18 protein-coding genes and 2 pseudogenes are annotated in these 15,647 nt (G+C 29.6%); 15 read left to right on the forward strand and 5 right to left on the reverse strand.

The window, feature by feature from the left end; genetic code table 11:
• Positions 1 to 497: 497 nt before the first annotated feature.
• The 3 genes from ACJAX4_RS05920 to ACJAX4_RS05930 form a co-directional block, all read right to left on the reverse strand.
• Positions 498 to 737: a hypothetical protein gene (locus tag ACJAX4_RS05920; RefSeq protein WP_435788530.1), complete on the reverse strand. Its 240-nt coding sequence runs from the start codon at positions 735 to 737 to the stop codon at positions 498 to 500.
• On the reverse strand, positions 718 to 831 hold the full coding sequence (locus tag ACJAX4_RS05925; protein ID WP_435788531.1) for a hypothetical protein: 114 nt from the start codon (positions 829 to 831) through the stop codon (positions 718 to 720). Before ACJAX4_RS05925 ends, ACJAX4_RS05920 begins: the two co-directional genes overlap by 20 nt.
• A gap of 104 nt (positions 832 to 935) precedes the next feature.
• A complete protein-coding gene (locus ACJAX4_RS05930; RefSeq protein WP_435788532.1) occupies positions 936 to 1,265 on the reverse strand; it encodes a DUF3784 domain-containing protein in 330 nt (109 codons plus the stop codon).
• Positions 1,266 to 1,644: 379 nt separating this feature from the next.
• Between ACJAX4_RS05930 and ACJAX4_RS05935 the strand changes: the two genes are divergently transcribed.
• From ACJAX4_RS05935 to ACJAX4_RS05975, 9 genes and pseudogenes are all read left to right on the forward strand, one after another.
• Positions 1,645 to 2,106 (forward strand): GNAT family N-acetyltransferase, encoded by a 462-nt coding sequence (locus ACJAX4_RS05935; RefSeq protein WP_435788533.1) that lies wholly within the window; start codon positions 1,645 to 1,647, stop codon positions 2,104 to 2,106.
• A gap of 187 nt (positions 2,107 to 2,293) precedes the next feature.
• Positions 2,294 to 2,716 (forward strand): annotated as a pseudogene (locus ACJAX4_RS05940) (VOC family protein).
• A gap of 64 nt (positions 2,717 to 2,780) precedes the next feature.
• Positions 2,781 to 3,143 carry a ribose-5-phosphate isomerase A gene (locus tag ACJAX4_RS05945; protein ID WP_435788534.1) on the forward strand — a complete coding sequence of 121 codons (363 nt, stop codon included), beginning with the start codon at positions 2,781 to 2,783 and terminating at the stop codon, positions 3,141 to 3,143.
• 45 nt (positions 3,144 to 3,188) lie between these two features.
• Positions 3,189 to 4,190, forward strand: coding sequence for a S66 family peptidase (locus ACJAX4_RS05950; protein WP_435788535.1), 1,002 nt, complete (start codon positions 3,189 to 3,191; stop codon positions 4,188 to 4,190).
• A 72-nt stretch (positions 4,191 to 4,262) separates the two neighbouring features.
• A complete protein-coding gene (locus ACJAX4_RS05955; RefSeq protein WP_435788536.1) occupies positions 4,263 to 4,649 on the forward strand; it encodes a hypothetical protein in 387 nt (128 codons plus the stop codon).
• Between the two features lie 808 nt (positions 4,650 to 5,457).
• Complete coding sequence (locus ACJAX4_RS05960) at positions 5,458 to 6,177, forward strand: hypothetical protein (RefSeq protein WP_435788537.1); 720 nt, start codon at positions 5,458 to 5,460, stop codon at positions 6,175 to 6,177.
• Between the two features lie 42 nt (positions 6,178 to 6,219).
• The gene (locus ACJAX4_RS05965) at positions 6,220 to 7,392 is read left to right on the forward strand and encodes a WG repeat-containing protein (protein WP_435788538.1); all 1,173 of its coding nucleotides are present in this window, start codon (positions 6,220 to 6,222) and stop codon (positions 7,390 to 7,392) included.
• A gap of 198 nt (positions 7,393 to 7,590) precedes the next feature.
• Positions 7,591 to 8,085, forward strand: coding sequence for a Csac_0668 family 2Fe-2S cluster-binding (seleno)protein (locus ACJAX4_RS05970; RefSeq protein WP_435788539.1), 495 nt, complete (start codon positions 7,591 to 7,593; stop codon positions 8,083 to 8,085).
• A gap of 65 nt (positions 8,086 to 8,150) precedes the next feature.
• Positions 8,151 to 8,444, forward strand: a pseudogene (locus ACJAX4_RS05975) (ribose-5-phosphate isomerase A).
• Positions 8,445 to 8,473: 29 nt separating this feature from the next.
• On the opposite strand, the gene ACJAX4_RS05980 reads toward ACJAX4_RS05975, so the two are convergent.
• Positions 8,474 to 9,649, reverse strand: coding sequence for a sensor domain-containing diguanylate cyclase (locus tag ACJAX4_RS05980; protein WP_435788540.1), 1,176 nt, complete (start codon positions 9,647 to 9,649; stop codon positions 8,474 to 8,476).
• A 258-nt stretch (positions 9,650 to 9,907) separates the two neighbouring features.
• Between ACJAX4_RS05980 and ACJAX4_RS05985 the strand changes: the two genes are divergently transcribed.
• On the forward strand, positions 9,908 to 10,441 hold the full coding sequence (locus tag ACJAX4_RS05985; protein WP_435788541.1) for a dihydrofolate reductase family protein: 534 nt from the start codon (positions 9,908 to 9,910) through the stop codon (positions 10,439 to 10,441).
• 207 nt (positions 10,442 to 10,648) lie between these two features.
• A complete protein-coding gene (locus ACJAX4_RS05990) occupies positions 10,649 to 11,008 on the forward strand; it encodes a cupin domain-containing protein (protein WP_435788542.1) in 360 nt (119 codons plus the stop codon).
• 239 nt (positions 11,009 to 11,247) lie between these two features.
• Here ACJAX4_RS05990 and ACJAX4_RS05995 read toward each other — a convergent pair whose 3' ends face one another.
• Entirely contained in the window at positions 11,248 to 12,429 is a 1,182-nt protein-coding gene (locus tag ACJAX4_RS05995) for a sensor domain-containing diguanylate cyclase (protein WP_435788543.1), read from the reverse strand.
• A gap of 373 nt (positions 12,430 to 12,802) precedes the next feature.
• Here ACJAX4_RS05995 and ACJAX4_RS06000 point away from each other — a divergent pair, with 373 nt between their 5' ends.
• The 4 genes from ACJAX4_RS06000 to ACJAX4_RS06015 all read left to right on the forward strand — a co-directional run bounded on the left by ACJAX4_RS06000 (position 12,803) and on the right by ACJAX4_RS06015 (position 15,579).
• Positions 12,803 to 13,504 carry a B3/B4 domain-containing protein gene (locus tag ACJAX4_RS06000; protein ID WP_435788544.1) on the forward strand — a complete coding sequence of 234 codons (702 nt, stop codon included), beginning with the start codon at positions 12,803 to 12,805 and terminating at the stop codon, positions 13,502 to 13,504.
• Positions 13,505 to 13,834: 330 nt separating this feature from the next.
• Positions 13,835 to 14,254 (forward strand): hypothetical protein, encoded by a 420-nt coding sequence (locus ACJAX4_RS06005; RefSeq protein WP_435788545.1) that lies wholly within the window; start codon positions 13,835 to 13,837, stop codon positions 14,252 to 14,254.
• 247 nt (positions 14,255 to 14,501) lie between these two features.
• Entirely contained in the window at positions 14,502 to 14,954 is a 453-nt protein-coding gene (locus tag ACJAX4_RS06010; RefSeq protein WP_435788546.1) for a hypothetical protein, read from the forward strand.
• Positions 14,955 to 15,039: 85 nt separating this feature from the next.
• A complete protein-coding gene (locus ACJAX4_RS06015; protein ID WP_435788547.1) occupies positions 15,040 to 15,579 on the forward strand; it encodes a GNAT family N-acetyltransferase in 540 nt (179 codons plus the stop codon).
• Positions 15,580 to 15,647: the final 68 nt, after the last annotated feature.

A 15,647-nucleotide genomic window follows, 5' to 3' on the forward strand; every position in this document is an offset into this window, starting at 1 on the left:
GGCTTTTACCATGTTTCTAATCTGTGGATAAGTCGGGAAAAAGGGGTGATTTTTGTGGGGAACTTTATTATGATACAAAAAAAGGAAAGAGGGTGTGAGCAGAGATGGGTTGGGGGATTAGGGGTGGTTCGGGTTTTGGGGATCTTTTTTAGGAGGGATCATAGATAGGGAAAATTCTAAGGAATTTTAAAGGGTTAGTGGGAAAGTAAAATAAAGTGTTACAAGTAATATTGAAGATTAAGTTTGAGAGCTATCGCAAAAACAATGAGAGTAGATGTAAAACTGTTTAATATATGATGACAATTTAAGTTAAGAAATCTATATGAAAAGCAAATATTTTATAGAAATGTAAATGGACAATTAAAAACATGAGATTGAAGAAAGAAGAAGTAGCTTTGAGAGTTTGTAAGATTAATAGGTGAAAAATTTTAAATAAATGTTTAAACATTTGCAGAAAATCAAAAGGCATTCAAGATAATTATCTTGAATGCCTTTACTTATTTATTATCGTCATCAAATTGTTTTTCATATTTTTTTACTTGTTTTTGTTCTGATTTATTTGCTCTAAAATATATGAAAGCAAATATAACTACAAAATTTAAAATAAAAATTCCATATTTCCAATCAAAATTATTATTTATAATTGATTTATAAATAACCATTCCGAATATAGCAATTATTACAACAAAGGGTATTACAACAACTCTAAAAGACTGATTAAAGCCTTTTTTTTTCATGAAAGCTTACTTTCATACTACGGGCTCTGATAAACTGATATAATGGTGTAATTATAATTATAGTATATTCTGTAAAACATCCCAATAAATCCATATTGTAAACCAATGATTTCAATATAAATGATATAACTACAATTCCATATATGAATATTACCTACCACCTTATTTTCTTATATCTTTTACTTTAAGACCGCATAATTACTTTCTTATTCTACATTTTTTCTCCATATCATACATCATTTTTATAATTCCTATTACGTAAATAATGACCTGTGCAATCATTATGTAATTATATAATTTGCTACTAAAAAAAGCACCAACAACCCCCATAAGAATAACTAATAGACCAGTATGCAACATATCTCCGCCTACTATCATTGACACTTTATCTTTATCGTATTTTTTAGCATCAAATCCATTCAGCATATCTCCTACATTTTGACTTTTAATTATCCATCCTAAAAATGTAAACAAACCTCCCATAAATAATGTAATTACAATTAACCCAATTATATCTTCATTTATCATATAAAACCTCCTGCATTTTTTTATTGTTACATTATATTAATTCCTATTTATCTACTAGTTGGAGAGACAACTAATAGATAAATGATACTATTGTTCAATAGTTCGTATTTATATTATATATTATTTATGGTCTATAATTCCAGTTAAAGAAGATATTAAACATTAATAGCCTTCATTCTAATTTAAAGAGATGGCTTAGTAGGTAGTAGAGGGAAAAACAGAGGAGATAGATTAAGGAGCAGGAGGATAAATGATATAATGGTTAAAAGATTTGGAATTGATGCTATAAATAAAATGATGCAATTTGGTTATTGTTTAAAGGTTAGTTCAACTTAGTAAAATATGATGAAAATTATTTATATAATCAGGAGGTAGTGGTATGAATAATGCTCACCAATTGGAAAGTTGTAATATTGTATTACGTAAACCAATAAATGAAGATATTACAGCCCGTAAAAAATTAGGATTAAATAGAGAGTGTATTAAGATGTGCGGTGCTATTATTTCTAATTCAGATGAATTCACTATGGATGACTCTGTAAAATGGTATGAAAGAATAAGTAAGCATCCTTGTAAATGGGTCATAGAGTACAAAGGTAACTGTATTGGAGTGGTTGGACTACGACCATATACAAACGATAATAAAGCAAAGTTCTCTATCGAAATTTATGTCAATAGTGTCTATAGCTGTGGAATAGGAACAAAAATTACTAAAATGGTTTTAAATTATGCCTTTGAAATTTTAGAATATCATAAGATATATTTAAGAGGTTTAGATTATAATGCAAGAGCAATAAAATGTTATGAGAAATGTGGATTTATTAAAGAAGGTGTAGACTGAGAAGGAGCATTAATTAACGGTACTTATTGTAGTGATGTCTATATGGGAATTATTAAATCTGATTATATATCTTAAATAAAATAAGTGTGTTCTTAGCTATTAATAATTCGAGAGTTTCATATAAAATGTAATAGTAAGAGATAATTAAGTAAAAATTATATTTTGTTAAGAAAGTGAGGTAAATAAAATGATACAATCGGTTGTACACATTGCGTTAGTGGTCAAAGACTATGATGAAGCCATTGAATTTTACACAAAGAAACTTCATTTTACATTAGTAGAAGATACATACCAACCAGAACAAGATAAACGTTGGGTGGTAGTGTCTCCACCAAGTTCGTCAGGAACCACAATATTACTTGCAAGAGCTTCCAAACCTGAACAACTATCGTTTATTGGAAATTAGGCAGGAGGACGAGTTTTCCTATTCCTTGGAACAGATGATTTTTGGAGAGATTATAACGAAATGATATCAAAAGGTATAGAATTCATTAGAGAACCTAACGAACAATCATATGGTACAGTTGCAGTATTCAAAGATTTATACGGAAACTTATGGGATTTGGTTCAGTTTAAAGAAAACCATCCAATTGCTCAAAGAGTAAAATAAGCGTAGTTTATAGCAAACTTCCTTTGAAATTGGAAATGAAATTTTATAAAAGGGTGGAATGATAATGGATTGTAAAAAACGAGCAGGAGAAAAAGCGGTTGAATATATCCAGGATGGAATGATTATTGGGCTTGGAACTGGCTCTACTGTTTACCACACAATTGTTAAACTATCTGAGAAAGTAAAAGAAGGACTAAATATTAAAGCAGTTTCTACTTCGAGTTCGACAACCAAACTGGCTCAACAATTAGGTATATCTGTAGTTCCTTTTAATAAGGTAGATTATGTTCAGAAAATAGAAGATCTGTACGCATTAGAAAAGATGATAAGGCTAATTCCTGGCGTTGTGGACACTGGATTATTTCTTAATATTGCTGATACAATTATAATTGGAAGAGAAAATACGGTTGAAATTATAAGTAAATAATCCGCATTTAAATAATTAATAGATCAGATTTAGGGGGGATACATAATGAGTAACATAGAAAAGATAAAGATTGGTGATTCGATTGGTATTTTTTCACCATCATCGCCTATAACATATTCATGCCCAAATAGGTTTGAAAGAGCCAAAAAATATTTGCATAATAAGGGATTTAGAATTGTAGAGGGAAGTTTAACAGGAAAATATGACTTCTACAGGTCGGGGAGTATTATACAAAGGGCAGAAGAATTAAATAATTTAATTAGAAACCCAGAAGTAAAATGTATAATGGCTACTATTGGAGGAATGAACTCAAATTCTATTCTTCCTTATATAGATTATGAAGAATTTAAAAGAAATCCTAAGATTATAATAGGATACTCTGATGTTACAGCAATTCTACTTGCCATATATGCACAAACAGGAATAAACACATATTATGGACCTGCATTAGTGGCTTCATTTGGAGAATTACCACCATTTGTTGATTCTACTTATAAATATTTCAAAGAAATCACTATGGATAAAATGAAAACTCATTATGTCTTTGAAACTCCAGAATATTGGACAGATGAACATGTTAATTGGGAAACGCAAGATAGGAGCAAAGAAAAAAGAAAGAATCAATGGACTACAGTATATGAAGGGAATGTCAGAGGAAGAGTAATGGGTGGAAACCTAAATACAATGCAAGGAATATGGGGTAGTAAATATATGCCTGAAATAAAGGATGGAGATATACTTTTTATAGAAGATTCTTTAAAGGATTCCGCAACAATTGAAAGAAGTTTTTCCTTTTTAAAAGTAAATGGAGTATTAGATAGAATTTCAGGAATAATCCTTGGAAAACATGAATTATTTGATGATTTAAAAACTGGGAGAAAACCATATGAAATATTATTAGAAGTAATGGGAGATAAAAAATTGCCATTCATTGCAGATTTTGATTGCTGTCATACACATCCAATGATGACTTTACCAATAGGATGTGAGATTGAACTTGACGCTACAAATAAGAAAGTAAGAATTATACAAGATTGCTTCAAATAATATTTTAGTTGAAAAAATTATTTAGTTTTGTTGGATAGGTATTGTATTACGAATTTATAGGAGTGAGAATGCATGAATAAAAATAGACCTTTTATTATAACATTCATTGGAGATATATCTTTTTTAGGTGCATTACTATCAATAGTAATATCATTATTCCCAAGTTTTTCAGAACGATTTGGAATTTCTACTATACCAGTACCTCTTTTTTCAGAGGGTACTATGCAGGTATTACTGCCTTTAATTCTCCTAATAGCTTCTTATGGATTTTTGAGACTTAAAAGATGGGGTTATTGGACAATGATAACTTATAGTACATTTTTTCTATTACTATGTATTATTTGGTGTCTACAAAATAAGCATCTAATTCCTTCTACAAACTTTATGCTGACATTTATAGAATTAAAATTTATTTTGCCAACCAAAAAATACTTTTATCAAGTGAAATCTCCTTCATAATATTCATAAACTGTGACGCAACAGTATTTGGGTACGAATTAGGGATTATTTAAATTATATTGCGAGGGAAAAATATAATGGTTATATCTTTGACTAAGTCAGAGTTGAAAGACGCAGGAATTATTCATGCAATGCAAATTAAATAATTTATGCCATTATTAGAAAAATATCAAGATTACGAAACCAGTACTGTAAATGAGCCAATAGAAAAAATAATTAATAAAATCAATCAGCAATTTACAGATTACTATATTATTAAAAGTGATAGTTTGCTTGAACAGATATATTCTGACGCAAATGAATGGCGAGTGCTTATATTAGTATTAACTTTGGTCCAATAAAGTAGAATTAAGGTTCAAGTTGAAAAACTTGGGCTTTTTTCTTTTGGTTTTATTAATTGGGCAATTAGGTCGCTTCGCTGTAAAGAGGTTAGAACGCTATGCTCTAAGGAGATGAAGTTTTAATTTATATTATAAAATGAAACCATAATGTTGGCTTCTTATTATTTTTAGGAGTGTGTTAATAAGTATTATAGAAAGTTATTATTATGGCTAAAGAAGATTACTTGTAATATAGAGGAATTAATAGTTTATTATAGAATTTTATAAATACATACATAAAAATGAAATGTAGGATTAATTTGTATGTATAAAATACTAGTGAATCTAAATTACTATACTTAATGAAATTACTAAATGAGAAATACGATGAAATAAATATTTTAACGTTTGAAGAAATGATTAGTGATCTAAGGTTATTTGAGGAATTTGATTCAAAACATTGAAAAAAACGAGAAGGAGTGGTTTAAATGACAAATTCAAATTCAGGGTTAGCAACTCAAGGAAGTAGATTGTATTTACAGCAATATATGGTTAATTCAAAAGAGGAATTATCAGAGTTAATAGTTGCTGCATCACCTTCATTGTTATCATTTATGGAAAGTAAAAATAAAATAGAGTGGAAGTCGCCATTAGATAAACCAGCGAAACCAGGAAAAGGGAAATTCTATGAGTATAGAGATGATTTTTTAGAGGTTCTAGGATTAGATGCTGTAACTTATAATAATTCAGTTAAGAAAAGAAAAGAATTTTGGCCGAAAAATGGGCCGCAATGGGATGGGTTAGCAGTTGTTAATGGCAATGACGGACAAAAGGGATTATTACTTGTTGAGGCTAAGGCACATCTTAATGAAATTAATGCGGATTTAAAGGCTGATTCTCAAATTAGTATTGATATGATAAAAAATTCAATAGCAATTGCACAAAAGCATTATGGAATTGATGCTACAGATTGGACTAAGCATTATTATCAATTAGGCAATAGGATAGCATTTTTATATTTTATGAATGAAGTTTTGCATATACCAACTTGGTTAGTTCTAATTAATTTTACTGAGGGAGATTATAAGACCACTGGTGTAGAAAAATGGTTAGAACATTATCATAAAGTCTATGTTCAAATGGGAATAAAGCACAATAATTATAAATTGCTAAGCAATATGATTCAGATATTTCCTAAAGCATTATAGGTCAATTTTTATGCACTATAAAATATTCAAGGGGGACACAGTATGGATTATCCGTTGAAATTTATTACGTGGCTAGAAGATCATGAGGATTTATGCACTGAACAATTTCATAGTTCGGTCGTACCTGAATACTTAAAAGGCCACATTGAGTGGTATCCTGTTATTTCATTTCATATGGGATGCGAAATTTATGATGGAGATTTTGATACAGAATTTGATAGGCGAGTAAAGTTATTATATGAAATGTTTATAAGTGGTGAAATTAAACATCGGATAGTACATCCTGAAAAAATAGTTTTATATGGTTATGTAGATAAAACAGGTGATTTTGTTATTGAGCCTAAGTTTGATAACGCATTAAGCTTTTATAAGGAAAGAGCATGGGTAAGTACAAATAATAAATACGGAGTTATAAATAAAAAAGGAAATTTTTTAATTGAGCCGTTATATGATGCCATTGGAAGTTCAACAGAAAACGCTACCTGGGTAAAACTTAATGGCGTATGGGGATTATTAGATAACAATGGTAAATTTATAATGGAACCTAGATATGATTTTGATTCTATGGAATTTTATTCTGAAGATTTGATGGCTGTGACTATATATGAAAAAGTGGGATTTGTTGATAAGAAAGGAAACATGGTTATAAGACCAAGGTTTAATGGTACTGGATTTGGATTTTCAGAGGGACTAGCACCAATTTCGCTTAGTGTAGATGATGCATGGTGGGGATTTACAGATAAGTGTGGAGATATTGTATTTGAAGGATTTGAAGATGCAGGTAATTTTTCTAATGGTTTAGCAGCGGTACTTAGAAGTGGTACATGGAATTATATTAATAAAAATGGCCAAACCGTAATAGATACTGAATTTGAAGAAGGGTTAGCATGTATAAAAATAAACGGTATGTATGGGTTTATAAATGATTCTGGAAATTATGTGATAGAACCTAAATATGAAAGGGCTACTTCTTTTAGGAATGGATTTACTAATGTTACTATAAATGGTAAAGAAGGCTTTATTAATAGAGCAGGTGATATAGTAGTAGAACCAAAATTTGATTTGGTATTTCCTTTTGAGGAGAGACTAGCAGTAGTTTATTTGAATGGGAAATGTGGCTGCATTAATTCACAAGGGGATTCTGTAATAGAGCAACAATTCGATAGTGCTTTTGGTTTTTCAGATGGGGTAATGTGTGTGGGAATGCAACAATAGTAATTGAAAATTATGTTCGATCATTTGTTATTAGATAATCTAGTTTTCACAACTACGATCTAGAATTTATGTGGTTTGAAATTGATTATAGGATGGTACTAAAGAATCAAGGAAAAACTTTAGACCAGTTAAGAAGAGAAAGTATGAGTATATGAATGTAGACAGCATACTAAATTTTAATTTAAGGGAGTAGATAAAATGAATAATCAAGTATCCAATAAATGCTGCTCTGAAAACAAGATGAAAGCAACGTATAAAATACCAAAAAAAAATTTGTGCACATCATGTGGAAAACAAGGGACTCTAGTAAAAAACATTACAGTAAAGCATATGGTGCTTGACGAGTTAACTGAGCAGGCTGGGGATAAAGATTATTATTTATGCATGAGTGAGGAATGTGATATTACCTATTACAATGAGAGTTCAAGTGCAACATTTAATAAGCAACAATTGAAAGTTCCTATATGGTTTAAGAAAGATGCTTATCCTAAATATGCTTGTTATTGTAGTGAAGTGACAGAAGAGCAAGTTATAAATGCGGTTGTAAGAGATGGGGCTACTAATATGAAAGAGGTTTTAAAAATTACTGGTGCGATGAGAAATTCACAATGCCAAAAGAAAAATCCATTAGGCAAGTGTTGTCATCAAATAATTCAGGATGCAATAGATAAAGGGCTATCTAAGTTAAACTAGTGACATAAATAAAATCTTACTGGTTTTTGTTGTAGAAAAACATGAAGAAAATGCAGGAGTAAGTCATCGCACTCTTTCATTTTCCTCTTCCTATTGAGGTTGTACCATTTGCATATCATCAGGTTTTGAATCAGTTAAATGAACTGATTCAAAACCCTGTTATCAGAAAAAATAACGATAATTATTATATTACAGATGGACAGCATTACATAATTGATTTATTCATGCGAAAAATAGAGGAACCATACTAACTGGAAAAGATGCTAAAGTTAATTCCTGGTGTTGTTGATACAGGATTGTTTCTGAATATTGCTGACATAATTATAATTGGAAGAGAAAATACGGTTGTGCAAATGTAGGTAACTCTTATCTAAAGAATTACCTTTTGCTATTTCCTTTGTTTATCTTTATACATGTTTTTATCAGCAATATTAATAAATTGTCTAGTCACCCCTATGGATGTTTCCGAAAAAGAATATCCTATAGAAATTTTTACTTTTAGTTTGGGGTTATATTTATTTTGTTGTTCTAATGATTTACATAGTGATAAGAACAACATCTTTACTTTAATAAGAGATGTATCTTTAATGATTACTATAAATTCATCGCCGCCTGTCCTAGCGATAATAGAGTTAGCTGTAAAATTATCTTTTAATATATTAAAAGAATTGACTATTAATTTATCACCAAACTCGTGTCCCATAATATCATTAGTTATTTTTAAATTATCTAAATCACAGAAAATAATACCTATAGGAAGGTCTTTTTCAGCATTCAAAATATGTATTTCCTTATCGAGATAATGTCTATTAAAGGCCCCAGTTAAACCGTCAAAATAACTTAATCGTTCAAGTTTTTCTTCTAACTGTTTTTTATCAGTAACATCCCTACTAAACCCTTCTAGTGCAACCAATACAGCATTTTCATCATATATAGGAATACAGTAATCTTCCAGCCAAACATAATGACCATCTTTATGCTGATATTTGGCAGAAAGAGATTTAGAGAAATCAACATCGTTAGTAATTTTTCTTGTATTAATATAACGATGATCAGGGTGAACTATATCAAATACAAGCATTGGGTTAGTTAAGTATTCCTCTACACTATACCCTAACACTTCTTTTACGGAAGGGCTTATATATGTAAATTTAAAAGTTGGAATTAACTCAGTTCTATAAATAATATCCCTTGACCGCTCAAACATTTGATTTATTGTTTTCTCAGGCGTGTTGGATTTTACATATGACGAAATGTCAATTAAAGAGAGTCTATATCCAGTTATATCATTGTTGTAATCAACTATTGGAGAACCTACTAAATCAACTGGAATAATCGTACCGTCTTTTGCTATAACTGAGGATTTTATGTTTGCTACAGATATAGAATTTTGGGGAATAAAAGAAAGAATATCTCTGATACTTTTATTTAATAAGTCTTGCATATGATAACCTAATAGAGTAGTGCAATTTTCGCTAATAAAAATCATTAATTCGTTATTATCAAGTTCAATGTATATTTCCCTTAAAAAATTCACCATTGTGTTATTATTATCATAAACCATATAAATTCTCCTTTGTATAATGCAAAACATTCAATTAAGCAATTAATTATATATTACTCTTAATTATATATTATTTATAAAAGATAGTACATACTATTGGGTTAAGTTACAAACAAGAAAGTGGAAAACTTTATGGTATTACACTTTTTTAGAAGGCACTAAATTCATATAAAGAGTCATGATAGGGGATAATAGTTATTAATATAACCTTGTATTTAATTATAAACTATTATATCAAATAGTAAGGAGGAGAACCTAATGAATAGAAGTGTAATTCTTTATATTGCAATAAGTTTGGATGGGTATATAGCAAAGAGTAATGGAGCCGTTGATTGGTTAAGTGGCAATGGTGATAATCCAAACATTGACAATGGATACGACGATTTTTATAGTGAAATAGATACTGTTGTAATGGGTAGAATTACCTACGAACAGGTTATTAATGAATTATCGCCTGATATTTGGGTTTATGAAGGCAAAAAGTGCTATGTGGCAACCAGAAGAAAATGTGAATTTGATAGTAGGGCAGAATTTATATCAGAAGATATTGTTGGATTTATTAAAAATCTAAAAACTCAACATGGTAAAGATATTTGGCTTGTTGGTGGTGGTAAATTAATTGAACAATTTGTTAAGCAAGACCTTATAGATAAATACATTATCACAATAATACCAACAATATTGGGTGATGGTATCCCACTTTTTCTGAATGAAAATCCGGAAATTAAACTTAGACTTATTGAAACGAAGAATACTGATGGTATGGTAGAACTTAGTTATGTCAGAAGGTAGTTTATTTTAACATATCTATTAAATAGTTTAGAGACATTATTCTCATTTTGCGTCACAATGGTATGTGGAGAAAAGGAAAGACAAAAATAGTAATAGGCAAAGGGCTGTTCAGGAAAACAATAAAAATAGAATAGAGGTATGAGTATGCTTTTTACCAATATAAGAGGGATATTCATATAGAAATAAATTATTTGAGGGAGATGTGAAATGGATAAAATTAATATTTGTGAAAAATTAAATCTTTTCAATGACTATTGGAATCCCAAAATTTTAGGTGAGGTTAATGATTCATATGTTAAAATTGCCAAACTCAAGGGTGAATTTATATGGCATATTCATGAAAATGAAGATGAAATGTTTTATGTTCTAAAAGGACTATTGGTTATTAGGTTTAGAGATAAAGATGTTATTTTAAATGAGGGAGAATTTCTTATTATTCCAAAAGGAATTGAACATATGCCTGTTGCTGAAGAAGAAGTTCAGGTAATGTTAATTGAAGCAAAAACAACTTTGAATATTGGAGAAGTGAGAAACAAAAGAACTGTAGAGAAACTTGAAAAAATTTAAATATTATCAACCTGCCATCCAGATATCGATTAATAATTACTGAAAAAATTATTACAAGTAAAATAATCTGCATATAAAAAATTGTAACATTATAAAACATCCAGTCTTGGTTTAATATTAATCGAGTATGAATATTTGATATAATTGAAAAAAATATACTTAATACAAGTATTTACTAATTTATATAACAATAACTGTTATGCGTATACTTATATAAATTAACTTAAAATAAAGGAATACTATATTTTTTTACTTCTCTTATCTTTATACATGTTCTTATCAGCAATATTAATAATTTGTCTGGTAACTCCGATAGATGTTTCGGAAAAAGAATATCCTATAGAAATTTTTACTTTTAGTTCTGAATTATATTTATTTTGTTGTTCTAATGATTCACATAGTGATAAGAACAACTTTTTTACTATACATAGTGATGTATATTTAATAATTACTATAAATTCATCCCCACCTGTCCTAGCTATAATTGAGTCCCCTGTAAAGTTATCTTTTAATATATTAAAAGAATTCACTATTAATTTATCACCAAACTCGTGTCCTATAGTATCATTAGTTATTTTTAAATTATCTAAATCACAAAATATAATACCTATGGGGATGTTCTTTTCAGTATTCAAAATATATATTTCCTTATCGAGATAATATCTATTATATGCTCCAGTTAAACCGTCGAAATAACTCAATCGTTCAAGTTTTTCTTCTAACTGCTTTTTATCTGTAATATCCCTACTAAACCCTTCAAGTGCAACTAATTTACCATTTTCATTATATATAGGCATACAGTAATCATCGAGCCAAACATAGTGACCATCTGTGTGCTTATACCGAATAGGAATAGGCTTAGAAAAGTCAATATTGTTATTAATTTTTCTTATAAGAGTATCACGATCATCAGGGTGGGCTAAATCAAATGGAAGCATTGGGTTAGTGAAGTGGTCTTCGGAACTATAGCCTAAGACTTCTTTTACGGAAGGGCTTATATATGTAAATTTAAAAGTTGGAATTAACTCAGTTCTATAAATAATTTCCCTTGACCGCTCAAACATTTGATTTATTGTTTTCTCATGCGTGTGGGATTTTACATATGACGAAATGTCAATTAATGATAGTCTATATCCAGTTATATCATTGTTGTAATTAACTATTGGAGAACCTGCTAAATCAACTGGAATAATAGTACCGTTTTTTGCTATAACTGAGGATTTTATGTTTGCTACAGATATAGATTTTTGGGGAATAAAAGAAAGAATATCACTGATACTTTTATTTATTAAATCTTGCATATGATAACCTAATAGATTAGTGCAATTTTCGCTAATAAAAGCAATTAATTCATTATCATCAAGTTCAATGTATATTTCCCTTAAAAAATTCACCATTTTGTTATTGTTATTATAAACCATATAAATTCTCCTTTGTATAATGCAAAATATTTAATTTAAACAATTAATATGTAATTACTATTAATTATATATTATTTAAAAAATATAGTACATACTATTGGGTTAAGTTACAAATAAGAATGTGGAAAACTTTATGGTATTACACTTTTTTAGAAGGCATTAAATTCATATAAAGAGTCATGATAAGGGATAATAGTTATTAATATAACTTTGTATTTAATTATAAACTATTATATCAAATAGTAAGGAATGATTTGAGGAGTGATGAAATAATAAAAATTTTAACAATAAAATATTATATGTAAATATGGAGTTTAAATGTAATAAATGGTATAATAATGTAAATATTTTTTAAGACTTAGGAGGCGGTAAAATGAAATACACTATAAATCCCGAGGTTTTTGGGTTGAATCCTAATCTTCGGTTTGGGATAATTATTGCAAAGGAGATCACAAACACCGAAACCTCACTGCAGGAAACAGAAAGGCTTAGAAATGCCGAAAAAAATGTGAGGAAAATAATAAAGCCAGAAGAACTTAGAGCTCAACCGATAATTAAGGGGTATAGGCTCGTACTTGAAAATGCAGGCATAAATCCTAATAAATTTGTAAATTCTATGGAAGCCATGATGAAAAGGGTACTTAAAGGCGGCCAACTTCCTACAATAAATTCATTAGTAGATTTGTGCAATGCAATATCATTAGAGAATCAGGTTTCATTAGGAGGGCATGATTTAGCTGATATTAAGGATGACCTATCCGTAGGTTTTACTAAGGGGACCGAGAAATTTCTTCCCTTTGGAGCAGAGGAGTATCAACCAGTAGAGGCAGGAGAACTTGTTTTTACCAGCGGTAAAGTTGTTCAAACAAGAAAATGGGTATGGCGTCAAAGTGAATTGGGAAAGATGACACTTAATACTCATGATGTATTTTTTCAGTTGGTAGGCTTTGATGATGCCCCCGAAAGCCCGCTTATAAAATCAATGGACTCAATAGAAGAAATTCTAAAGCGAAAATTCAAGGGCGCCTATAAAAGATATATTGTTAAACCTGAGAACTCTGAGATAGAGTTTTAAAGATTCAGGTATAGAAGTCTAACTTATCTACATATAAAGATAATGGGAAAGAAAATGCTTGTTTACAATCATGGTCAACATTTGTTGGCGCTGGAGGGGAGTTTATTTGCATTCTTGGATCAGTTTCAAAGAATGGTCATTTGTACAAGAGTCTTTTACATAGAAAAGAGTGCGTACTAAATATGCCTTTGTTAATTGGACTTCTTATATATACTTAATTCACTAACATAATATATAGTAAACTATGGCATAATAAAATTATAAATATTAGATTGTAGACTAGAGAGTGTAACTCCAAAGAGGGTTAAAAAAGTGAAAGGTGTGTGAAATATGAATAAATTAGAAAAACTAATAGAAGCAGGGTATAAGGTGAAAATCCAATTAAGTTCTAAATATTGTTTAACTTTAGATGATGAAGTACCTTGTATGAGCTTTAATTCGGATGACATAGAGGAAGCTATTGATTCAGCTTTCGAATTTATAAAAGAGCAGAAAAAAGTAGCAGATAAAATTGAAACTGAAACTGAAACTGAAACAACAGATTATAAAATTATAATTGATGTACCCCAAACACAAGAATTAAAGATTAATGAAGACATTGTTAACGGAGAATTTAAGACTACGGCTACTATCAGATTATATTCAGATGTTTTGGGGCAGTTTAAAGAGTTTACAGAGAATTATAAAGAGTATAAAAGCATAGATTTAGCTAGTATGGCACTTTTAGAATATATTGAAAAATATAAATAATCATTAAAAATGAGGAATTTTTGAGGTGAGTAATCTGCATTATATTGCAGAGCATTACTCGCCTTTTTATATTATCACTTTTGGGACAAGTAAATTTATTTTACCAAATGAAATATAGGTTAGGAATAGCAAAATCTTTATTTTAGTGATATTTTATGGTAATATATTATTAAATTGGAACAGTTATACTTTGGTTGTAAAAGGCAAGAGAAACCAAAAGTAAAAGGAAATTTAGAGGAGGATAAATATGGTTTATGGTGGATTAATATTTGTATTTTTTATTATAATTATTCTAGATTGTTTAAATGACATAAGAGGGTTGATCATTCCAGCAAGGAAACAAACTGTAGAAATTATATTTCTAGTAATCGGTAGTATGTTCATACTGGGTGTTACTTATTTATACGCTAAAACATGGGTTCATATCATACTAGGGATTTTAGGAGCAGCCTTTTTAATTTTGTCATGGGCTAGGAAAGGAATTACTCTGAAAGGTTTTAATGCCATACGTGGATTTGGTCGTGCTGGAAACTGGAATAACTTGAAAAATGTACAAGTATCTCTTGAAAATCATGTAAGGGTATCATTTACTACTTGCAATTTATCCGAAAACATTCATTATTATAAAGAAGATGATTACGACAGAATTATTACTTTGTTGCTTGAAAATTTACCAGGTGCGATAGTTAAAATAAGATAAAAAACCAGAAAATGATAAATGAATTGGTCTCATAAGATTCGCTGCCATGGCAGTTTATAGAGATAGCAATGGGGAGGGAAAAACAATGAAAATATGCTTTGAAGAATTTAAAGATGAAATTGATACTCTTGTAGAATTTTTAACATCAGATAGTTGGGAATTTTATGGAACACCGAACCAAAATCCAGAAAGGATTAGAGCAAGCTACGAAAATCAGTATTATACTGGCGATAACTGCAAAACATTCTGGGTTATTTTAGACCAGAATACAAAGGTGGGAATGATAAGAATTCATGATTTACAAGATGGTGACCCATTGTTTGATATAATGATTTTGAACAAGTACAAAGGTATGGGAATTGGAACAATTACTGTAAGTTGGCTTGTTGATCATGTATTTAATAATTTTTCTGATAAAGAAAGGATAGAAGCTGATACAAGGCAAGATAATTATGCTATGAGATGTGTATTCCATAAGTGTGGTTTTGTTAAAGAGTCACACCATCGAAAAGCATGGGTAGGTCAAGATGGAATACCATATGATGCAATTGGTTATGGCATTACAAAAGAAGATTGGCAAACTGGAAAAGCTACCCCAGTAAATTGGAATGACTTTAAGTATTAAGGTATAGAGTTTATAAGAAGCATACTGAAGAGTGAGGTTTCAGAAGGGAAATCAATTACACAAAGGTA

This window comes from Clostridium sp. (genome assembly GCF_051278035.1).
Taxonomy (GTDB): Bacteria; Bacillota; Clostridia; order Clostridiales; family Clostridiaceae; genus Clostridium_AD.